General features: G+C 67.2%; 15 protein-coding genes and 1 riboswitch. Of the genes, 4 read left to right on the top strand and 11 right to left on the bottom strand.

Annotated elements, in window-relative coordinates; translation table 11 throughout:
* The first annotated feature begins 48 nt into the window (after nucleotides 1-48).
* On the top strand, nucleotides 49-834 hold the full coding sequence (locus tag RF701_RS06740) for a metallophosphoesterase (RefSeq protein ID WP_308815626.1): 786 nt from the start codon (nucleotides 49-51) through the stop codon (nucleotides 832-834).
* A 39-nt stretch (nucleotides 835-873) separates the two neighbouring features.
* Here the strand turns inward: RF701_RS06740 and RF701_RS06735 are convergent, their stop codons facing one another.
* The 7 genes from RF701_RS06735 to rpoB form a co-directional block, all read right to left on the bottom strand.
* Nucleotides 874-2,271 (bottom strand): L-serine ammonia-lyase, encoded by a 1,398-nt coding sequence (locus RF701_RS06735; RefSeq protein WP_308814497.1) that lies wholly within the window; start codon nucleotides 2,269-2,271, stop codon nucleotides 874-876.
* A 116-nt stretch (nucleotides 2,272-2,387) separates the two neighbouring features.
* A riboswitch (glycine riboswitch) is annotated at nucleotides 2,388-2,476 on the bottom strand.
* A 29-nt stretch (nucleotides 2,477-2,505) separates the two neighbouring features.
* Nucleotides 2,506-3,249, bottom strand: coding sequence for a hypothetical protein (locus tag RF701_RS06730; RefSeq protein ID WP_308814496.1), 744 nt, complete (start codon nucleotides 3,247-3,249; stop codon nucleotides 2,506-2,508).
* A complete protein-coding gene (locus tag RF701_RS06725) occupies nucleotides 3,246-3,464 on the bottom strand; it encodes a helix-turn-helix transcriptional regulator (RefSeq protein WP_203309558.1) in 219 nt (72 codons plus the stop codon). The genes RF701_RS06730 and RF701_RS06725 overlap by 4 nt, the downstream gene beginning before the upstream one ends.
* Complete coding sequence (locus tag RF701_RS06720; RefSeq protein ID WP_308814495.1) at nucleotides 3,464-3,994, bottom strand: DUF2975 domain-containing protein; 531 nt, start codon at nucleotides 3,992-3,994, stop codon at nucleotides 3,464-3,466. Before RF701_RS06720 ends, RF701_RS06725 begins: the two co-directional genes overlap by 1 nt.
* A 213-nt stretch (nucleotides 3,995-4,207) precedes the next feature.
* A complete protein-coding gene (locus RF701_RS06715; RefSeq protein WP_308814494.1) occupies nucleotides 4,208-5,050 on the bottom strand; it encodes a hypothetical protein in 843 nt (280 codons plus the stop codon).
* A gap of 225 nt (nucleotides 5,051-5,275) precedes the next feature.
* Entirely contained in the window at nucleotides 5,276-9,562 is a 4,287-nt protein-coding gene (gene rpoC, locus RF701_RS06710) for a DNA-directed RNA polymerase subunit beta' (protein ID WP_203309555.1), read from the bottom strand.
* Between the two features lie 173 nt (nucleotides 9,563-9,735).
* On the bottom strand, nucleotides 9,736-13,893 hold the full coding sequence (rpoB, locus tag RF701_RS06705) for a DNA-directed RNA polymerase subunit beta (protein WP_210358109.1): 4,158 nt from the start codon (nucleotides 13,891-13,893) through the stop codon (nucleotides 9,736-9,738).
* Between the two features lie 388 nt (nucleotides 13,894-14,281).
* Here rpoB and RF701_RS06700 point away from each other — a divergent pair, with 388 nt between their 5' ends.
* The gene (locus RF701_RS06700; RefSeq protein ID WP_210358108.1) at nucleotides 14,282-15,265 is read left to right on the top strand and encodes a M48 family metallopeptidase; all 984 of its coding nucleotides are present in this window, start codon (nucleotides 14,282-14,284) and stop codon (nucleotides 15,263-15,265) included.
* Nucleotides 15,266-15,317: 52 nt separating this feature from the next.
* Here RF701_RS06700 and RF701_RS06695 read toward each other — a convergent pair whose 3' ends face one another.
* Nucleotides 15,318-16,256 (bottom strand): D-2-hydroxyacid dehydrogenase, encoded by a 939-nt coding sequence (locus RF701_RS06695; protein WP_308815625.1) that lies wholly within the window; start codon nucleotides 16,254-16,256, stop codon nucleotides 15,318-15,320.
* Entirely contained in the window at nucleotides 16,253-17,692 is a 1,440-nt protein-coding gene (gene cysS / locus RF701_RS06690) for a cysteine--tRNA ligase (RefSeq protein WP_308814493.1), read from the bottom strand. Before cysS ends, RF701_RS06695 begins: the two co-directional genes overlap by 4 nt.
* Before the next feature lie 190 nt (nucleotides 17,693-17,882).
* On the opposite strand from cysS, the gene rpsU reads away from it, so the two are divergent.
* Together rpsU and RF701_RS06680 are read left to right on the top strand one after the other, a co-directional pair.
* A complete protein-coding gene (gene rpsU / locus RF701_RS06685) occupies nucleotides 17,883-18,089 on the top strand; it encodes a 30S ribosomal protein S21 (protein ID WP_017978269.1) in 207 nt (68 codons plus the stop codon).
* Nucleotides 18,090-18,193: 104 nt separating this feature from the next.
* Nucleotides 18,194-18,760 carry an FKBP-type peptidyl-prolyl cis-trans isomerase gene (locus RF701_RS06680; RefSeq protein ID WP_210358105.1) on the top strand — a complete coding sequence of 189 codons (567 nt, stop codon included), beginning with the start codon at nucleotides 18,194-18,196 and terminating at the stop codon, nucleotides 18,758-18,760.
* Between the two features lie 389 nt (nucleotides 18,761-19,149).
* Here RF701_RS06680 and RF701_RS06675 read toward each other — a convergent pair whose 3' ends face one another.
* Together RF701_RS06675 and RF701_RS06670 are read right to left on the bottom strand one after the other, a co-directional pair.
* A complete protein-coding gene (locus tag RF701_RS06675) occupies nucleotides 19,150-19,374 on the bottom strand; it encodes a hypothetical protein (RefSeq protein ID WP_203309549.1) in 225 nt (74 codons plus the stop codon).
* A gap of 180 nt (nucleotides 19,375-19,554) precedes the next feature.
* Entirely contained in the window at nucleotides 19,555-20,313 is a 759-nt protein-coding gene (locus RF701_RS06670; protein WP_308814492.1) for a metallophosphoesterase family protein, read from the bottom strand.
* Between the last annotated feature and the right edge of the window lie 54 nt (nucleotides 20,314-20,367).

Genomic DNA, 20,367 nt, shown 5'->3' with positions numbered 1-20,367 from the left:
CGCAACCGGCGTCCGGCACTCAATTCCTATGGCGGCGTTCCACGGTCCATGATCAAGCTCTTTCACGTCAGCGACGTTCACTTCGGTGCCGAGGACCCGGCGGCGCTCTACTGGTTCGAGACGCGGGTTGCGGCGGAAAAGCCCGACGCGGTCGTCATGACCGGCGACCTGACGATGCGCGCGACCCGTCGTGAGTTCGAACGCGGCGGCGCGTGGCTGAAGGGGCTGGGCGTTCCCGTGACGCTCGAGGTCGGCAACCATGACATCCCCTATTATTGGGACCCGTTCCGGCGACTGCTCGCGCCCTATCAGCGCTATGCCGCCGTCGAGCGGATGATCGAGCACGAACTCGACCTCCCCGGCGTGACGGTCGTCCCGCTGAAGACCACCGCGCGCGCGCAGTGGCGGTGGAACTGGTCGAAGGGGCGCGTCAGCCGTGGCTCGCTGCGCCGCGCGCTCGCGTTGATCGCCGCGGCGCCGAAGGGCAACCTGATCCTCGTCGCGGCTCACCATCCCCTGATCGAGGGCGGGACGAAGGGCACCGCGAAGACCCGGCACGGCGACAGCGCGCTCACCGCACTGGCCGCGGCGGGCGCGCATGCGGTGCTGAGCGGACATGTCCATGATCCGTTCGACGTGCCGATCGACCGCGGCGGGTGGATCGTGCGGATGATCGGCGCCGGCACGCTGTCGAAGCGGACCCGGAACTCGCCGGCCTCCTTCAACGAGATCCGCATCGACGGCGGCCGGTTCACCACCATCGCGCGACGCCAGGGCGACATACCGCCGGCGGTGATCACCGAGGATTCGGCAGTCGGACCGGCGCGAGAATAGGTTTGGCGGCTTCGATCGCCGTCAGGGTCGCCCGGTGCGTCAGCACTCCACCACGTTGACCGCGAGGCCGCCGAGGCTCGTCTCCTTGTACTTGGTGCGCATGTCCTCGCCGGTCTGGCGCATCGTCTCGATGACCGCGTCGAGACTGACGACGTGGCTCCCGTCGCCTCGCAGCGCCAGATAGGCGGCGTTGATCGCCTTCACCGCGCCCATCGTGTTGCGCTCGATGCAGGGGATCTGCACCAGACCGCCGATCGGGTCGCAGGTGAGGCCGAGGTTGTGCTCCATGCCGATTTCCGCGGCATTCTCGACCTGCCGGTTGCTGCCGCCGAGTACCGCCGCCAATGCGCCCGCGGCCATCGAGCAGGCGACGCCGACCTCGCCCTGGCAGCCCATTTCGGCGGCGGAGATCGAGGCGCGTTTCTTGTAGAGCATGCCGATCGCCGCGGCGGTGTAGAGAAAGCGGCGCGCGCCTTCCGCGCTCGCGCCTTCGACCAGCGTCTCGTAGAAGCGGAGCACGGAGGGCAACACGCCCGCCGCGCCGTTGGTCGGGGCCGTGACGACGCGGCCGCCGGCGGCATTCTCCTCGTTCACCGCCAGGGCCCACAGGCTGACCCATTCGAACACTTCGGCCGGATTGCTGCCGGGGACGCATCCCGTCAGTGCCCGTTCGATCGCCCGCGCGCGGCGCCGGACACGCAGCCCGCCCGGCAATTCCCCTTCCTGCGCGATGCCCCGGTCGATGCAGGCGCTCATCGCGGCGCGGACCTCGTCGAGGAAGGCGTCCGCCTCTTCGGGGCTACGCCATGCCTCTTCATTGGCGCGGACCATGTCGGCGATCGACAAGCCGGTCTCATCGCCGCGCGCGAGCAGTTCCGCGCTGGAGGAAAAGGGATGGCGGACCGCGACATTGTGCGACGGCAGGGGCGCACCCTTGCGCAGGATCGCGCCGCCCCCGATCGAGAAATAGGTCTCCGCATAACCGGTGCCGTCGGCAAGGCGCGCGGTGAAGGTCAGCCCGTTGGGATGCTCGGCGAGGAAATCGCGCGGGTGGAAGACCACGTCCGCCGCCTCGGAAAACGGCAGCGCGCGTGCTCCCGCCAGCGTCAGGCGCCCCGTGTCGCGAATGCCGGCCAGGATCCCCGGTGCCGCATCGGGGTCGAGCCGTTCCGGCTCCCAGCCGGCGAGGCCCAGGATGACCGCGGTGTCGGTCGCATGGCCGCGCCCCGTCAGCGCGAGACTGCCATAAAGGTCACAGGTGACGCCGACCGGCGGCAGGCCCTGCGCCAGCGCGCGCTGCGCGAAGTCATAGGCGGCGCGCATCGGCCCGACGGTATGCGAGCTCGACGGCCCGATGCCGATGGTGAACAGTTCCGCGACGCTGATCGGGCGCGCGGCGCCGCGATCCAGCGCGGCCGTCGGTGGTTGCAACTGCATGCCCTCTCCCCGCCGGCGGTGCCGGCTCGTCTCGCATGCCCCATCTGTCCCTTGCGCCTGAGATCGCTATCCCGTCGGCGGGCGCGGGCAGAGGCCGCGCCACTCTCCAGATGTCCGTCGTCGCGTTGGTCCTTTTGCCTGAGAGTTTCCGGGGCGGTTGCTCCTTCGGCGCCGGGGCAGGCCCGGTCTCTCCCTTCGCGACACGCGCGGCTATCGGGGAGGGGGCGGGCCGGGTCAAGCGGCGATGGCGGCGCGCGACGGCGGGTCGAGGGTGATGCCGGCCGCCGCCGCCGCGCGCGTCGCCGCGACGTATCCGGCCGCGAGCATCACTGCGCACAGCCAGCCGACCAGCAGTGCGTCCGCCAGCAGCACCGGCCACAGCAATGCCCGGCCGGCGAAGATCGCCGCCGCGCCCAGGACATAATGCGGGATCATCAGCGGCAGGATCGTCGCGAGCATCAGCGCGACGGTAAACGGCAGCTGGCGCAGCATCAGGCGTGCCGACGCGACCGGGCCGATCGCGGGGTTGCCCAGCGCCGCCGCCACCGTCCAGGCGGGCACGAGTCCGCTGATCACCTGTCCGATCGCGAATCCCGCCAGCAGCACCCCGACCGTCGAGGGCAGGACGAACAGCTGGAGCGCGCTGAGCGCGGCGTGGAAGGCGACGACGCCCGCGTAGAGCACGGCTGCGCGCGTATCGACGCGTGCCGCCGCGCGCGGGTCGCGCCAGGCGAGGAAGCGGGTGATCCAATATCCCGGCACGATCAGCGACAGCACCTTCATCATCCCGAAGGCGAGGCGCAGCGGATGATGCTCGGTGGCCTTGGCGGCCGCGATGCCGTCGTACATGCCGATATGCACCTCGACGACATGCTGCACCATCTCGAAGGCGACCGGGACGAGCGCGAGCAGGGGGCACGCGATCAGGAAGGCGATGCTGCCCCGATAGGTGTCGGCGAAGGCTTTCGCGAAGGTCATGCATCGTCTCCATCGGGAAGGAAGGTCAGGATGTCGCCCGGCTGGCAGGCGAGCGCGGCACAGATCGCCTCCAGCGTCGAAAAGCGGATCGCCTTCGCCTTGCCGGTCTTCAGGATCGACAGATTGGCGAGCGTGATGTCGACGCGTTCGCTGAGTTCGGTCAGCGTCATGCGCCGCGCGTGCAGCATGTCGTCGAGATGGACGCGGACGGGCATCAGACGGTGCCGTCCAGGTCTTCGCGCATCGCCGCGCCGCGCTCGAAGACCTGGGCGAGGACGAAGGCGATCAGCACCCCCAGCCAGCCGGTGAAGCTCGGCTGCCAGCTTGCATAATCGATGTGCAGCAGCTTCGCGACGAGGCGGGTCGCGCCGAAGGCCAGATCCGCCACCTGGATGGTCAGCAGCATCCAGCCGATCGTCCGAAGGCGCGCGGCATTGGCGCGCACGAACGGGTCGCCCTCGGCGACCGTGCCGAGGATGGCGCGCAACGCCGCCAGCAGGCGCTCGACGACCCAGCAGATCGGCAGGCCCAGCAGCAACGTCACGCGGACGAACAGGACGACCGTCACGGTATCGACGGCGCCGCCATATTTGCGCGCCAGCGCACCTTGGACCAGCTCCAAGCCCGGCAGCGTCGCGCACAATATCGCGAGGAAAAACACCGCGATCGCCACATTGGCGATACGAAAGGCTTGAACGATGCGGGTCGAAAGCGACAGCAGGCGGGGCTGGGACACGTGGGGCATGGCAATCCTCCGATCACGGAAGATAGCGGCATATCGAATAACAGCAATAAGATTATCGAAAAACAATAAACGTTCGATCGGGCTCCGATGCTCTTGCGCGGACGCGGCGCCGGCCCCTCCCGCTTCCGGACGGCTTTGACACCCGTATTACCGATGGGCGGCGGGGCGGGTGGGGGCGGGCATCGCCCCTGTCCGGCCATGCTGGGTTGCACGCTAGGCGGCGAGCAAGCCTCGCGATGCGCCAGGGTGGGCACCCGCGCGGCCGTCGTCGCGCGATCCCAGGCGCCAAGCGAGCGCCAGCAGGACGGCGGCCCCCACGCCCGCGGTCGCGCTGATCGGGGCGATCGGCACATTGGTCAGCGACAGGACCAGGCGATCCCATACGGCGGTGCGGCCGATCGTTTCGAAGCCGATCAGCTGGGCTGCCGTCGCGGCCGCCGCGAAGCCGAATGGCCCGCGGCCGCCACGCCGCCGGCCGGCGAGCCACAGGGCGATAAGCAGCGTGACACCCTCGGCAAGGTCGAACGACAGTCGGAAGCCCGCGAAGCCTGCCGCCCCGCCATGCGGGAAACCGGGCAATGCGGGAAACAGGCGTCCGATGATCGGCGGCAACACCAGCAGCGCGGTCGCCAGCATCGCGGCGGCATGGACGTCCACCCGCCGCCGCCGGAGAAAGGCATAGGCAACCAGCAGGAGGACGGACGGCCCGGCGATCATGTCGGCGATGACGAGCCGGGCGCCGAATGCGCTGTGAAAGGGATCTGCGTGACTCCGCCACAACCATGCCATGCCCTGCAACGCCAGCGGACCCGCGGCGGCGAACAGCGGCACCACCATGAAGGTCGCCAGGCCCGCGCGGTGATGCCATGCCACCGCGCGCGCGTGGATCGACCAGCTCTGCAGCGTCAGCAGCATCAGCCACGCCGTCGCGGTGATGCCATGGGCATGCAGGGCGAAGGGCGCGTCGGCCAACTGGCCGAAATAGCCCGGCCAGAATGCGAGCGCGATCAACGGAAAAAGGGTCAGCAACCAGCGGTAGGCGCGACGATACGGCATCTCTTCTCCCCCCGAAGAAAGACGCCCGTACGATAACACAGCTGGTATCGACGGCCAAATTGCCGCGCGGCGATGACTGCCGGGATCCGGCGCGGACACCGTCGTTCGTTGGCTTGCGCGTGAGGGCGACGGCGCGTTTGCCGTACTGCGCCGCAACGAAAAACCGCCGCCCGGTATCCCGGACGGCGGTTCCTCATGTCATCAGGCGGTGCGCCCGAACGACGATCAGTCGTTCAGATACTCGCCCGCGGCCTCGTCGCTGCCGTCGCCCGAGGGGACGACCTCGGCGAGCGGATCGGGACCCGTGCCCTGGTCGTCACGGCGCGACCGCTGCTCTTCCGCGGCGCGCAGCTCGGCCGCCGAGGTGGGAGCGACGATCGCCGCCTGCAGCGCACGCTGCTGCGCGCGCAGCGCGGCGTCGCGGCTGGAGGCCGCCACGCGCAGACGGTTCATGCCGGCGCCGGTGCCCGCCGGGATCAGGCGGCCGACGATGACATTCTCCTTCAGGCCCATCAGCGTGTCCTGCTTGCCCTGGACCGCCGCCTCGGTGAGGACGCGGGTGGTCTCCTGGAACGACGCCGCCGAGATGAAGCTGCGGGTCTGCAGCGACGCCTTGGTGATGCCCAGCAGGATCGGCTTGCCCTGCGCCCGCGCCTCGTTCGGCCCGAGCTTGGCGTTGACCGCGTCCATCTCCTCGCGATCCACCTGCTCGCCGGGGAGCAGGGTGGTGTCGCCGGCCTCGGTGATCTCGACCTTCTGCAACATCTGGCGAACGATCACCTCGATGTGCTTGTCGTTGATCTTCACGCCCTGGAGTCGATAGACTTCCTGGATTTCCGAGACGAGATATTCCGCCAGCGCCTCGATGCCGAGCACCTCGAGGATGTCGTGCGGGTCGGGGCTGCCGCCGATCAGATTGTCGCCACGCTTGACGTAGTCGCCTTCCTGAACGTCGATCACCTTCGACTTGGGCACCAGGTACTCGACGACCTCGCCGCCATCCTCGGGCTGGATGCCGATCTTGCGCTTCGCCTTGTAGTCCTTGCCGAACACGACGCGGCCGGAGACCTTTGCGATGATCGCATTCTCCTTCGGCTTGCGCGCCTCGAACAGCTCGGCGACGCGCGGCAGACCGCCGGTGATGTCGCGCGTCTTGGCGGCTTCGCGGCTGACGCGGGCGAGCACGTCACCCGCCTGTACCTGCGCGCCGTCCTCGACCGACAGCGTCGCGCCGGGCGCGAGCATGTAGCGACCGCTCTCGCCGCTCGTCTCGTCGAGAAGGGTCAGGCGCGGACGCAGATCCTCCTTCGACTTGGACGAGGTGCGATATTCGGTCACGACGCGCTGCGCGATACCGGTCGCTTCGTCGGTCTGCTCGGTGAGCGTCTTGCCCTCAAGCAGGTCCTGGAAGCGGACGGTACCCGGGTTCTCCGTGATCACCGGCATGGTGAACGGATCCCACTCGGCCATCCGATCGCCCTTCGACACCATATGGCCGTCGTCGAACATGACGTACGCACCATAAGGAATACGGTGCACCGCCAGTTCGCGGCCGTCCATGTCGACGATCGCGATCTCGCCCGAACGGCTCAGCACCACGCGACGACCACGCTGGTCGACGATCAGGCGCAGGTCGCGGAACTGGATCGTGCCGTCGACCGGCGCTTCCAGGTTGGATTGCTCGTTGAGCTGCGCCGCACCACCGATGTGGAAGGTGCGCATCGTCAGCTGCGTGCCCGGCTCGCCGATCGACTGCGCCGCGATGACGCCGACCGCTTCGCCGATGTTGACCGGCGTACCGCGGGCGAGGTCGCGCCCGTAGCACTTGCCGCACACGCCGACCTTCGATTCGCAGACCAGCGGGCTGCGGATCTTCATGCCCTGGATGCCCATCGCCTCGATCTTCGCGACCATCGGTTCGTCGAGCAGGGTGCCCGTCGGGATGACGACGGCGTTGGTCTTCGGATCGACGACGTCCTCGGCCGTGGTGCGGCCCAGGATACGCTCGCCGAGCGACGCGATGGTGCTGCCGCCCTGAACGATCGCCTTCATCTCCAGCGCGCGCTCGGTGCCGCAATCCTCCTCGATCACGACGCAATCCTGCGACACGTCGACGAGGCGGCGGGTCAGGTAACCCGAGTTCGCCGTCTTCAGCGCCGTGTCCGCCAGGCCCTTGCGGGCGCCGTGGGTCGAGTTGAAGTATTCAAGGACGGTCAGACCCTCCTTGAAGTTCGAGATGATCGGCGTCTCGATGATCTCGCCCGACGGCTTGGCCATCAGGCCGCGCATGCCGGCCAGCTGCTTGATCTGCGCCTGCGAACCGCGGGCGCCCGAGTGGGCCATCATGTAGATCGAGTTGATCGGCTTCTCGCGGCCGGCGTTCTCGCCGTCCTCGTAGCGCTTCACCGCCTTGATCTCGTTCATCATGGCGTTCGCGACCTGGTCGCCGCACCGGCTCCAGGCGTCGATCACCTTGTTGTACTTCTCCTGCTGCGTGATCAGGCCGTCCTGATACTGCTGCTCGTAATCCTTCACGAGCGTGCGGGTCTCCTCGACCAGCGCGTCCTTCTCGTTCGGGATGATCATGTCGTCCTTGCCGAACGAGATGCCGGCACGGAACGCGTGACGGAAGCCGAGGCTCATGATCGCGTCGGCGAACAGCACGGTCTCCTTCTGGCCCGTGTGACGATAGACCTCGTCGATCACGTCGCCCACGTCCTTCTTGGTGAGCAGGCGGTTGACGATCTCGAACGGCACCTTGTGGCTCTTCGGCAGCGTCTCGCCGAGCAGCATGCGGCCCGGGGTCGTCTCGACGCGCTTCAGATAGGTGTTGCCCTGTTCGTCGGTCTGCGGAACGCGGCTGACGATCTTGGTGTGCAGCGTCACCGACCCGGCGTTGAGCGCCTGATGCACCTCCGCCATGTCGGAGATCAGCATGCCCTCGCCGGGCTCGCCTTCCTTCATCATCGACAGATAGTAGAGACCCAGCACCATGTCCTGCGACGGCACGATGATCGGCTTGCCGTTCGCGGGGCTGAGGATGTTGTTGGTCGACATCATCAGCACACGCGCTTCCAGCTGCGCCTCGAGGCTCAGCGGCACGTGCACAGCCATCTGGTCGCCGTCGAAGTCGGCGTTGAACGCGGAGCAGACCAGCGGGTGGAGCTGGATCGCCTTGCCCTCGATCAGCACGGGCTCGAACGCCTGGATGCCGAGGCGGTGCAGCGTCGGCGCGCGGTTGAGCATGACGGGGTGCTCACGGATCACCTCGTCCAGGATGTCCCAGACTTCCTTGCGCTCCTTCTCGACCCACTTCTTCGCCTGCTTGAGGGTCATCGACAGACCCTTGGCGTCGAGGCGCGCGTAGATGAACGGCTTGAACAGCTCGAGCGCCATCTTCTTCGGCAGGCCGCACTGGTGCAGCTTGAGCTCGGGCCCGGTCACGATGACCGAACGACCCGAATAGTCGACGCGCTTGCCGAGCAGGTTCTGGCGGAAGCGGCCCTGCTTGCCCTTCAGCATGTCGGACAGCGACTTCAGCGGACGCTTGTTGGCGCCCGTGATCGTGCGGCCGCGGCGGCCGTTGTCGAACAGGGCGTCGACCGCTTCCTGCAGCATGCGCTTTTCGTTGCGGACGATGATGTCCGGCGCGCGCAGCTCCATGAGGCGCTTCAGGCGGTTGTTGCGGTTGATGACGCGGCGGTACAGGTCGTTGAGGTCCGACGTCGCGAAGCGGCCGCCGTCCAGCGGCACCAGCGGGCGCAGCTCGGGCGGGATGACCGGAATGACTTCCAGGATCATCCACTCGGGACGGTTGCCGGACTCGAGGAAGCTCTCGACGACCTTCAGGCGCTTGATGATCTTCTTGGGCTTCAGCTCCGACTTGGTCGTCGCCAGCTCCTCGAGCAGCGCGACCTTCTCGCCCTCGAGGTCGAGATTCTCGAGCATGACGCGCACCGCTTCCGCGCCGATGCCGGCGGAGAAGGCGTCCTCGCCATATTCGTCCTGCGCCTCGAGCAGCTCGTCCTCGGTGAGCAGCTGGAACTTCTCGAGCGGGGTCAGGCCCGGCTCGATCACGATATAGGCCTCGAAGTACAGCACGCGCTCGAGCTGCTTGAGCTGCATGTCGAGCAGCAGGCCGATGCGGCTCGGCAGCGACTTCAGGAACCAGATGTGCGCGACCGGCGCGGCGAGCTCGATATGGCCCATCCGCTCGCGGCGCACCTTCGACACCGTGACTTCGACACCGCACTTTTCGCAGACGATGCCCTTGTACTTCATCCGCTTGTACTTGCCGCACAAGCATTCGTAATCCTTGATCGGACCGAAGATGCGCGCGCAGAACAGGCCGTCGCGTTCCGGCTTGAACGTGCGGTAGTTGATCGTCTCGGGCTTCTTGATCTCGCCGAACGACCACGAACGGATCTTGTCCGGCGAAGCGATGCCGATCTGGATCTGGTCGAACGTCTCGGGCTTGGCGACCGGATTGGCGAAATTGGTCAGTTCGTTCATGAACCTGTCCTCTAGAATCTCTTCTCCTCTCCCCTTGTGGGAGAGGAAGGGGCCCGCTGCCGAAGGCAGTGGGAAGGTGAGGGGGATATGGCAGCCGTGCCGCACTCCCCCTCACCCCGCGCCGCGCTTGCGCGGCTTGCCCCTCTCCCACAGGGGGAGAGGGGGCTTGGACGTTACTCCGCGGCCTCGGCGAGCCCGTCGTCGGCGTCGAGTTCCTCCATCGACTTCAGGTCGACGTTGAGGCCCAGCGAGCGCATTTCCTTGACGAGCACGTTGAAGCTTTCGGGGATGCCGGCCTCGAACGTGTCGTCGCCCTTGACGATCGCCTCGTAGACCTTGGTGCGGCCGACGACGTCGTCAGACTTCACCGTCAGCATCTCCTGCAGCGTATAGGCGGCGCCATAGGCCTGGAGAGCCCACACCTCCATCTCGCCGAAGCGCTGGCCGCCGAACTGCGCCTTGCCGCCCAGCGGCTGCTGGGTGACGAGCGAGTAGGGCCCGATCGAACGCGCGTGGATCTTGTCGTCCACCAGGTGGTGCAGCTTCAGCACATACTTGTAGCCGACGGTCACCTTGCGATCGAACGCGTCACCCGTGCGGCCGTCGAACAGGGTCACCTGACCCGATTCGTCCAGCCCGGCGAGCTTCAGCATGTCGGCCACGTCGGATTCCACCGCGCCGTCGAACACGGGCGTGCCCATCGGGACGCCGGTGCGGACGTTCTCCGCCAGGTCGATCAGCTGGTCGGGCGAACGCCGGTCCAGTTCCTCGACATACGTATCGCCATAGGCGAGGCGCAGCGCATCCTTGACCGCTTCCGGCGCCTGACCCGGCGTCGGATTCGGGTTCTCGGCGCGCCATGCGTCGAGCGCGGCACCGATCTTGCGACCCAGACCGCGCGCGGCCCAGCCGAGGTGCGTCTCGAATATCTGCCCGACGTTCATGCGCGACGGCACGCCCAGCGGGTTGAGCACGAAGTCGACCGGCGTGCCGTCCTCGAGGAACGGCATGTCCTCCTGCGGCAGGATGCGGCTGATGATGCCCTTGTTGCCGTGGCGGCCGGCCATCTTGTCGCCCGGCTGCAGCTTGCGCTTCACCGCGACGAACACCTTGACCATCTTAAGCACGCCCGGCGGCAGCTCGTCGCCCCGCTCCAGCTTCTCGCGGCGATCCTCGAACTTGTCGCGGATGCGCTTGGTCGCCTCGTCGTACTGCGCCTTCACCGCTTCCAGGTTCGCCTGCACGGCATCGTCCTGCACCGCGAACTTCCACCATTCGTGGCGGTCGACGCTGTCGAGCAGGTCCATGTCGATCGTCGAGCCCTTCTTGACGCCCTTCGGCGCACCGGTCGCGACCTGGTCGAGCAGCATCTCGCGCAGGCGGCTCCACGTCGCCCGGTTGAGGATCGTGCGCTCGTCGTCGGCATCCTTCTTCAGGCGCTCGATCTCCTCGCGCTCGATCGCCATCGCACGCTCGTCCTTGTCGATGCCGTGGCGGTTGAAGACGCGCACGTCGACGACCGTACCGGCAACGCCCGGCGGCAGGCGCAGCGACGTGTCACGCACGTCGGACGCCTTTTCACCGAAGATCGCGCGCAGCAGCTTCTCTTCCGGCGTCATCGGGCTTTCGCCCTTGGGCGTGATCTTGCCGACCAGGATGTCACCCGGCTCGACCTCGGCGCCGATGTAGACGATGCCCGCCTCGTCGAGGTTGCGCAGCGCTTCCTCGCCGACATTGGGGATGTCGCGCGTGATGTCCTCTGGCCCGAGCTTCGTGTCGCGAGCCATGACCTCGAACTCGTCGATGTGGATCGACGTGAACACGTCGTCCTTCACGATCCGCTCGTTGATCAGGATCGAGTCCTCGTAGTTGTAGCCGTTCCACGGCATGAACGCGACGAGGACGTTGCGGCCCAGCGCCAGCTCGCCGAACTCGGTCGACGGGCCGTCGGCAATGATGTCGCCGGCCTCGACCACGTCGCCCACCTTCACCAGCGGGCGCTGGTTGATGCAGGTCGACTGGTTCGAACGCTGGAACTTCATCAGCGTGTAGATGTCGACGCCGCTGACGCTCGCGTCCACGTCACCCGTGGCGCGCACGACGATACGGGTCGCGTCGACCTGGTCGACGACGCCAGCGCGCTTGGCCGAGATCGCGGCGCCCGAATCGCGCGCCACCGTCTCTTCCATGCCCGTGCCGACGAACGGCGCCTCGGCCTTGACCAGAGGCACCGCCTGACGCTGCATGTTCGAGCCCATCAGCGCGCGGTTCGCGTCGTCCTTCTCGAGGAACGGGATCAGCGACGCGGCGACGGAGACGAGCTGCTTGGGCGACACGTCCATCAGCGTGATCGTCTCGGGCAGCGCCATCAGGAACTCGCCCGCCTGACGCGCGGAGACCAACTCCTCGACGAAGCGGCCGTCCGCGTCGGTCGCGGCCGACGCCTGCGCGACGGTATGCTTCTGCTCCTCCATCGCCGACAGATAGACGACCTCATTGGTCACCTTGCCGTCGACGACCTTGCGGTACGGCGTCTCGATGAAGCCGTACTTGTTGACGCGGGCGAAGGTCGACAGCGAGTTGATCAGACCGATGTTCGGACCTTCCGGCGTCTCGATCGGGCAGATGCGGCCATAGTGCGTCGGGTGGACGTCGCGGACCTCGAAGCCCGCGCGCTCACGCGTGAGACCGCCCGGCCCGAGCGCCGAGACGCGACGCTTGTGCGTCACTTCGGACAGCGGGTTGGTCTGATCCATGAACTGCGACAGCTGCGACGAGCCGAAGAACTCGCGCACCGCGGCGACCGCGGGCTTGGCGTTGATCAGGTCGTTCGGCATCACCGTCGACACGTCGACGCTCGACATGCGCTCCTTGACCGCACGCTCCATGCGCAGCAGGCCGACGCGATACTGGTTCTCCAGCAGCTCGCCCACCGACCGCACGCGGCGATTGCCGAGGTTGTCGATGTCGTCGATCTCGCCCTTGCCGTCCTTCAGGTCGACCAGCGTCTTGACGACCGCCAGGATGTCCTCGGTACGCAGCGTCGTCACCGTGTCCGGCGCGTCGAGGTCGAGGCGCATGTTCAGCTTGACGCGGCCCACTGCCGACAGGTCGTAGCGGTCCGGATCGAAGAACAGGCCCGCGAACAGCGCTTCCGCCGTCTCCAGCGTCGGCGGCTCGCCGGGGCGCATGACGCGATAGATGTCGCTCAGCGCCTGCTCGCGCTCCTCGGCCTTGTCCGCCTTCAGCGTGTTGCGGATCCACGGGCCGGTGGTGACGAAGTCGATGTCGAGCAGCTCGATCGTGTCGACGCCCGCCTTGTCCAGCTTCTCCAGGTTCTCGGCGGTGATCTCGTCACCGGCCTCGACGTAGATCTCGCCGGTCTTTTCATTGATCAGGTCGTACGCGCTGTAGCGGCCGAAGATCTCCTCGGTCGGGATCAGCAGCTCGGTCAGGCCGTCCTTGCCAGCCTTGTTGGCGGCGCGCGGGCTGATCTTCTGGCCGGCCGCAAACACGACCTCGCCCGACTTGGCGTCGACGATGTCGAACATCGGCTTCACGCCGCGCCAGTTCTCCGGCGCGAACGGAATGCGCCAGCCACCCTCGCCGCGGACGAAGGTCACGCGGTTGTAGAAGTGGTTGAGGATTTCCTCGGAGTTCATGCCCAGCGCGTAGAGCAGCGCCGTCACCGGCAGCTTGCGCTTGCGGTCGATGCGGACGTTGACGATGTCCTTGGCGTCGAACTCGAAGTCGAGCCACGAGCCGCGATAGGGGATGACGCGCGCCGCGAACAGATACTTGCCCGACGCGTGCGTCTTGCCGCGGTCATGGTCGAACAGCACACCCGGCGAACGGTGCATCTGGCTGACGATGACGCGCTCGGTGCCGTTGATGAAGAAGGTGCCGTTCTCGGTCATGAGCGGCATGTCGCCCATGTAGACGTCCTGCTCCTTGATATCGATGACCGACTTGGCCTCGGTATCCGGATCGACCTCGAACGCGGTCAGGCGCAGCGTGACGCGCATCGGCGCGGCATAGGTGATGCCGCGCTGGCGGCATTCCTCGACGTCGAACTTCGGCGGTTCGAGGACGTAATCGTCGAAGTCGAGATAGGCGGTGCCGGCGAAATCCTGGATCGGGAACACCGACCGCAGCGTCTTCTCCAGGCCCGAGACATGGCCCGTGCTCTTGTCGGAGCGCAGGAACTGTTCGTAGCTTTCGCGCTGAACCTCGATGAGGTTCGGCATCTGGATGACTTCGTGGATGTCGCCGAAGATCTTGCGGATGCGCCGCTTCGCGGTGCTGGCCTGCTGGATCGCCTTGGTCGCCATGGATCTATTGTGCCTCGTCAGCCGTATATGCTGCCCGGATGCCTCCGGACGGGACGCGGGGGTCGGAGACGCGAAAAAGCCGATCGCAAGCGAGTGCGTCGGCCTTGAAGCGTCCCTGATACCGGCAGCTTCCCATTCGTATGACGGCGCTGCGCGACGGCGCCCCATGTCCCGAAAGCTGTGGTGAGGAGCGGGATATAGGCGCGGGGTGGGGGCTTGTCAAAGGGGCGGACGCAACCACGTACCCTTTTCTCGCCTCCTGCACGCTCAATTCTTCCGCGACGTACCGGTCCTCCGCGCCCCCGGGAATCGCGGTCGCCGGAACTGGGGCGGCATGACCATCGGGAGACGGTTTCGCTTCAGGACATGGCGCTGTACACGCACCTCGATGCCGTTCGCGTTCCTCGCCGCCCTTTCCCTTGCCGCTGCCGCGCCTGCCGCCCCGGCGGACGATCCCGCCGCGACCTTTGCCGCGCTGCGTGAGGTCGACGGTCGCATGGCGGCGATCGCCTATCGCCTGACCACCGCAAATGCGGCGCTGTGCCGCGATCGTCAGCCGACCCCCGGCTGGGCGCTGCACGCCATCGGCCAATATGACGCCCCCTTGCGCGCGCAGGCGAAGGTCAGCTTCGGCTTCGAGCGTCCCGTCGCGGTCGAGGCGGTCGTGCCGGGCTCTCCCGCCGCGGCCGCGGGAATCGTCCCGGGCGACTCGCTCGTTGCGCTCGACGGGCGCGACCTGCCCGACGCGCCGCTGCCGGCGCAGGCGAGCAGCGCCGCCCGCGACGCCGTGCAGGACCTGATCGCCGGCCTGCCCGCCGACAAGCCGCTCGCCGTCACGCTGATCCACGGCGGTCGCACGCGGAGCGTGACGCTGCCGGCCTCGCCGGGATGCCGCAGCGCGTTCGAGGTACTGCTGGGCCCGAAGATGGAGGCATCCTCGGACGGCCGCATCGTCCAGGTCGGCGTCAGGTTCTTCGCGCGCTATTCGGACGAGGAACTGGCCGTGGTGATCGGCCACGAGCTTGCGCATACCATCCTGCGCCATCGCGCCCGCCTCGACGCGGCGGGTGTCAGCCGTGGCCTGCTGGCGGAGGTCGGCCGCAACGGCCGCCTGTTCCGCACCACGGAGGACCAGGCGGACCTGCTGGGCATGTACCTGATCCGCAACGCGGGCTGGGACCCGCGGGCGGCCGTCCGCTTCTGGCGCAACCATGGCGGCGAGGTCGACGGCGGTCTGTTCCGCAGTCGCACCCACCCGTCGTCCAAGGCGCGCGCTGCGGCGCTAGAAGCGGAGCTGGCGAAGATCCCGGCCGATGCGCCGATGCCCTACCTGCCGCCGATCCTCGCGGAGGCCGACAAGCCGCTGCAGTGACAGGCCTATGCTGCTTCTTGCGGTGCAAGGAGGGGAGGGCGTTCCTGCCGCTTCAATAGCCCGCGTCGAGGTCGGCGACGTTCCGCATCGGCTTGCCTTCGAGGAAAGCCGCGAGGTTGTCCAGGAACAGCGCCGCTCCGCGCTGGAACATCCGCGTCTGGCTGCGCCCGGACAGATGCATCGAGATCATGCAGTTCGGCGCGTCCCACAGGCGATGGTCGGCCGGCAGCGGCTCGGGATCCGTGGGGTCGAGGAAGGCGCCGCCGATGCGCTTGTGGTGCAGCGCGTCGAGCAGCGCGTCCTCGTCGATCATGTCGCCGCGGGCGATATTGATCAGCCACGCGTCGCGGCGCATCGCCGCCAGCTCGTCCGCGCCGATCATCGCCTTGGTCGCGTCGGTGGAGGGCGCCGCCAGCACCACCCAGTCATAATCGCCAAGGCGCGCGCGCCACGCATCCGGCCCCAGCGTCCCGTCGCGGCCGGAGCGCGTCACCCCGTCGACGCGCACGCCGAACGCCGCGAGCCGTGCCCCGATCAGCCGACCGATCGTGCCATGGCCCACGATCAGCGCCCGCGTACCGTCCAGCTCGACCTTGCCCGGGGCGTCGCGCAGCCATTCGTGGCGATCGCCTGCGCGCAGCACCGTGTCGAAGCGCTTCGCCGCGACCAATATCCCCATGACCGCATATTCCGCGACCGCGACGGCGTTGATCCCGGCCCCGTTGGTCAGCGTCGCGCCCCGGTCGCGCAGCACGTCGAGCGGGAAGGCGTCCAAACCGGCGTAGATGGTGGACACCCATTTCAGCTTCGGCCCGGCCGCGCGGATCGCGTCCGCGACCAGCTGCGTCGGCTGCATGTCGACCCAGGCGATGTCCGCATCCGCGATCATCGCCTTCGCCTCGTCGGGTGTCGCGAACCAGGCGGTGTCCAGTCCGCCAGGCAGCCGCGGTTCGAGCAGCGGGCGCGCGAGCGCGGGGAGCACCGCCTTCATGCCGTCACCCTCCAGTCCCATCCGATCGGATCGCCATCCATGACTTCCACCCCCAGAGCCGCAAGTGAGTCGCGGATCGCGTCGCTGTGCGCGAAGTCCTTGGCCGCCCGCGCCTCGCGGCGTTCGGCCAGGCGCGCCGCGATCTCCGCCTCGTCGATCCCGGCGCCATCGGGCCGGACGCGCAGGTCCTCGCGGGCGAGCGTGAGCAGGTTCAATCCGAGCACCGCATCGAAATCCTCCAGCGCCGCCAGCCGATCCTGCGGGCTGACTTTCTTGTCGGCAAGCAGTTCGTCCAGCACCGGCAGCGCGCGCGGCGTGTTGAGGTCGTCCGACACCGCCGCGTCCAGCCGCTCACGATAGGGACCGGCGTCGGCGGCACCCCTGCCCCCTGCCTTGGCCTCACCGCGCGCCCTGAGCGCGGCGACGCTCTGCACCAGTCGCTTCAGCCGCGTCTGCGCCGCCGCCAGATTCTCCCAGCTGAATTCCAGCTCGCTGCGATACTGCGCCTGGAGGCACATGAGGCGGTAGGCGAGCGGGTGGAAGCCGCGCGCGACCAATGCCGGCAGCGTCAGGAACTCGCCCGATGACTTGCTCATCTTCCCGGTACGATCGACCAGGAAGTTGTTGTGCATCCATATGCTTGCGCCGGTGTCCGCGCTGCAGGCATGCGCCTGGTTCTGCGCGATCTCGTTGGGATGGTGGATCTCGCGATGGTCGATACCGCCCGTGTGGATGTCAAAATGGTCGCCCAGATACTGGCGGCTCATAACCGAGCATTCGAGGTGCCAGCCGGGCGCGCCGCGGCCCCAGGGGCTGTCCCATTCCATCTGGCGATTCTCGCCCGGCGCGCTCGTCCGCCAGATCGCGAAGTCGGCGGGGTGGCGCTTGCCCTCCACCGTCTCGATCCGGCCTTCCGCCGGCGCGTCGTCGCGCGTGCCGGCAAGCCGCCCATAGTCCGGCACGGTCGATACGTCGAAATAGAGCCCGTCGGGCAGGCGATAACAATGCGTGTCCGCGATCTTCTCGCCGAATGCGATCATCTCCGCGATATGATCCGTCGCCAGGGGAAAGCGCGAGGGATCGCGGACGTTCAGGTCCTTCAGGTTTTGCTTGAACGCCTGCGTGTAATGCGCGGCGATCGCCCAAATGTCCTGGCCGCTCTTCTTTGCCGCCGCTTCCATCTTGTCGTCGCCGGCATCCGCGTCGCTGGTCAGGTGTCCGACGTCGGTGATGTTGATGACGTGCGTCAGGCCGAAGCCCTTCCACGTCAGCACCCGGCTCAGCGTGTCGGTGAACAGATAGGCGCGCAGATTGCCGATATGCGCATAATGATAGACGGTCGGGCCGCAGGAATAGATGCGCACGTTTGCGGGGTCGGCGGGCTCGAAGATTTCGGCCGCTCGGGTCAGGCTGTTGTAGAGCGTGATCGGCGTCATGGGGCAGGGCCTTAGCGCGGCCGCCCCCGCTGCGCCAATGGCTTCCCGCCAACGACGACGTGCGGACGCCGTCGAGCGGGCGCCCCGTCGCGGGTTGCCATCGCGCCGACTCGCTGCTAGGGGAGCCGTTCGCACGGCGCGGACCCTTGTTCGCGGCCGCATTGGCTATTGACTGGAGTTCATCGGTTTTATGCAGATCGTCGTCCGCGACAACAACGTCGACCAGGCCCTTCGCGCGCTCAAGAAGAAGCTGCAGCGCGAGGGCGTGTATCGCGAGATGAAGCTGCGCCGTCATTATGAAAAGCCGTCGGAGAAGCGCGCGCGTGAGCGTGCCGCGGCCGTGCGTCGCGCCCGCAAGCTGGAGCGCAAGCGCGCGGAGCGCGACGGCGCTCGGTAAGATCGCCCGGACCCTGGCGCAGGCGCCGGGGTCAATCACTGCGACTTTCGCGACCTTTCACCGGTGACGGCCGGCCCGGCACCACAACTCCAGGTGCCACTACGATGTCGACCGTCACCGCTGTTCCGCTTCGCCCCGTCAAGCGTAGCTACCTCGTCTATCTGTGGGTGGGCATCGCGCTCGCATGCATCGCCGCCTTCGCACTGGCGCGGCAGGGCGATGATTTCCTGACCCGCAACGCGCGGCGCAGCGGTGTCGTGACGACCGCGTCTGGCCTGCAATATCAGGTGCTGGAGCCGGGCAAACCCGGTGCCGCCAAGCCGACCGACAGCGACGTCGCGCTCATCACCTATGAAGGCCGCCTGCTCAACGGCACCGTGTTCGACAAGTCGCAGCAGCCGACGCCGATGCCTGTGGCCGGTGTCGTGCCCGGCTTCTCCGAGGCGCTGAAGCTGATGCCGAAGGGATCAAAGTATCGCGTCTGGATCAAGCCGTCGCTCGGCTACGGCGCCGATGCGCGCGGGCCGATCCCGGCCAACTCGACACTCGTATTTGATATCGATCTGCTCGAATTCCTGCCGGAGGCAGTCGTGCGCCAGATGCAGATGCAGCAGAGCATGATGGGGCGTCCGCAGGGCGCGCAGCAACCCGGGATGCCCGCGGGACAATAAGCGCGCGGCAAGCCGCCGATCCCCGATTGAAGGGCCGGCTTCCTCGCCTGAGGAGCCGGCCTTTTTCGTGCACGTGATTAGCATGCGATCCAGGATACGCTGAGTAGGCGGCCGGATGAGTGTGGGGGCGGGCACCGCTTCCACATAGGGAGATCAGACTCTGACGGGCTGGCCGGACGCCGCGGGATCAGGTGTGGGGTCGGTCGCCCCGCTGCCAGGAGGCTCGATCCATCTTCAGCGCCGCGCCAACCCGAAGCCATGCATCGCCCTTACGGCAGTGGTGCGCCGGGGCGGGTGGACGAGGGGGCACGGGAGGGGATTTCATCTTCGGCAGGCAAAAAAATAGCGGCCCGAAGGCCGCTATTTCCTAGCCGAAGCTAACGGTCAGCTTAGTTGCTGGCCGGCGTGCTGTTGTCGTCGGCGACGACGACGATGCCCGCAACGACCGCAGCGGCCGCCAGGATCGCGACGATGACGCCGCCACCAGCCAGCTTGTCCTTCGACGACGAAGCCGAACCGGTACGAACCGACTTCGCAACCGACAGGCTCGCAGCCGGGTTGGCCGGAGCGGCCACAGCCGGAGCAACCGCCATCGTGGCGGCCGCGGCGGCCATGACAATCTTCCCAAGACGCATGATGAACTCCCTCTTGTGCTCGTCACTTGGCGCCCTGCCACAATTAGGACAACAGGGCAACCCAACTAAAGCTCGTCCCAACAATCTGTTCCGCGACGTTGCCGCGGTGCAACAACTTGCGGAACGATCGTTAACATAGTCCTAACGCGGCGGTCTGCGTCAGGCTTCGAGCGTCCATGTCTCGCCGCCTTCTAGCGCGAGTGCCGTCAGGCGGCCGGTCGTATAGGCTCCCGTATCGACGCCGATCCGATGCGGTTGCACGTCGAGCCCGTCGCTGATCGTATGTCCGTGCACCACGATCTTTTCCAGCGGCCGGCCGTGATGCAGGAAGGGGTCGCGAATCCAGCGCAGGTCGCTGCCACGTTGGGCGTCGAGCGCCACGTCGGGCCGTACGCCGGCGTGAACGAAGATATAGTCGCCGATCACGATCATGTCTTCGAACCCTGAGACGAACGTACGGTGGGATGCGGGAACGTGGTGCTGCAGTGCCTTGACGAGTTCCTCATAGTCCATCCGGTCATAGTCTTCGGGACGAAGGCCGTAACTGATGACCGTCTCGCGGCCACCGATCCGACAGAACAGACGCAGCGCTTTGGGATCGCCGTCCAGCGCCCCAAGAAAGATCTCTTCGTGGTTGCCGAGCAGGAACCGGGTATTGGGACGCGTTTCGTGCAGCCGGTGGAGGCGCTCGATAACGGCGGCCGAATCGGGGCCACGGTCGACGAGGTCGCCGAGGAATATCAGTGTCGTGGTTGCCGGCTCCCGTGCGGCATCATCCTCCACGATCTTCGCGAGGAGCCGGTCGAGCAAGTCGACGCATCCATGGATGTCACCGATGGCATAGACCCGCTCGCCGGGGGGAATGGTAGCGGCAGGCTGCTGCCGTGACCGGCGAGACTTGAGCAATCTGTTGAGCATGGACGTCCAGGCTAATGGCGGCAGCGCGCGCAGATAGGATGGCGCCGCCCTCGT

The organism is Sphingomonas sp. GV3 (genome assembly GCF_031082075.1).
Taxonomy (GTDB): Bacteria; Pseudomonadota; Alphaproteobacteria; order Sphingomonadales; family Sphingomonadaceae; genus Sphingomonas; species Sphingomonas beigongshangi.
Note: the sequence above shows the minus strand (reverse complement) of the source record. Positions and strands in the feature narration are given on the sequence as shown.

Bases quoted from the DNA above. Each gene is read 5' to 3' on its own strand.
- RF701_RS06740 (WP_308815626.1), top strand. From the start codon at position 49: ATGATCAAGCTCTTTCACGTCAGCGACGTTCACTTCGGTGCCGAGGAC.
- RF701_RS06735 (WP_308814497.1), bottom strand. From the start codon at position 2,271: ATGCAGTTGCAACCACCGACGGCCGCGCTGGATCGCGGCGCCGCGCGC.
- RF701_RS06730 (WP_308814496.1), bottom strand. From the start codon at position 3,249: ATGACCTTCGCGAAAGCCTTCGCCGACACCTATCGGGGCAGCATCGCC.
- RF701_RS06725 (WP_203309558.1), bottom strand. From the start codon at position 3,464: ATGCCCGTCCGCGTCCATCTCGACGACATGCTGCACGCGCGGCGCATG.
- RF701_RS06720 (WP_308814495.1), bottom strand. From the start codon at position 3,994: ATGCCCCACGTGTCCCAGCCCCGCCTGCTGTCGCTTTCGACCCGCATC.
- RF701_RS06715 (WP_308814494.1), bottom strand. From the start codon at position 5,050: ATGCCGTATCGTCGCGCCTACCGCTGGTTGCTGACCCTTTTTCCGTTG.
- rpoC (WP_203309555.1), bottom strand. From the start codon at position 9,562: ATGAACGAACTGACCAATTTCGCCAATCCGGTCGCCAAGCCCGAGACG.
- rpoB (WP_210358109.1), bottom strand. From the start codon at position 13,893: ATGGCGACCAAGGCGATCCAGCAGGCCAGCACCGCGAAGCGGCGCATC.
- RF701_RS06700 (WP_210358108.1), top strand. From the start codon at position 14,282: ATGCCGTTCGCGTTCCTCGCCGCCCTTTCCCTTGCCGCTGCCGCGCCT.
- RF701_RS06695 (WP_308815625.1), bottom strand. From the start codon at position 16,256: ATGAAGGCGGTGCTCCCCGCGCTCGCGCGCCCGCTGCTCGAACCGCGG.
- cysS (WP_308814493.1), bottom strand. From the start codon at position 17,692: ATGACGCCGATCACGCTCTACAACAGCCTGACCCGAGCGGCCGAAATC.
- rpsU (WP_017978269.1), top strand. From the start codon at position 17,883: ATGCAGATCGTCGTCCGCGACAACAACGTCGACCAGGCCCTTCGCGCG.
- RF701_RS06680 (WP_210358105.1), top strand. From the start codon at position 18,194: ATGTCGACCGTCACCGCTGTTCCGCTTCGCCCCGTCAAGCGTAGCTAC.
- RF701_RS06675 (WP_203309549.1), bottom strand. From the start codon at position 19,374: ATGGCCGCCGCGGCCGCCACGATGGCGGTTGCTCCGGCTGTGGCCGCT.
- RF701_RS06670 (WP_308814492.1), bottom strand. From the start codon at position 20,313: ATGCTCAACAGATTGCTCAAGTCTCGCCGGTCACGGCAGCAGCCTGCC.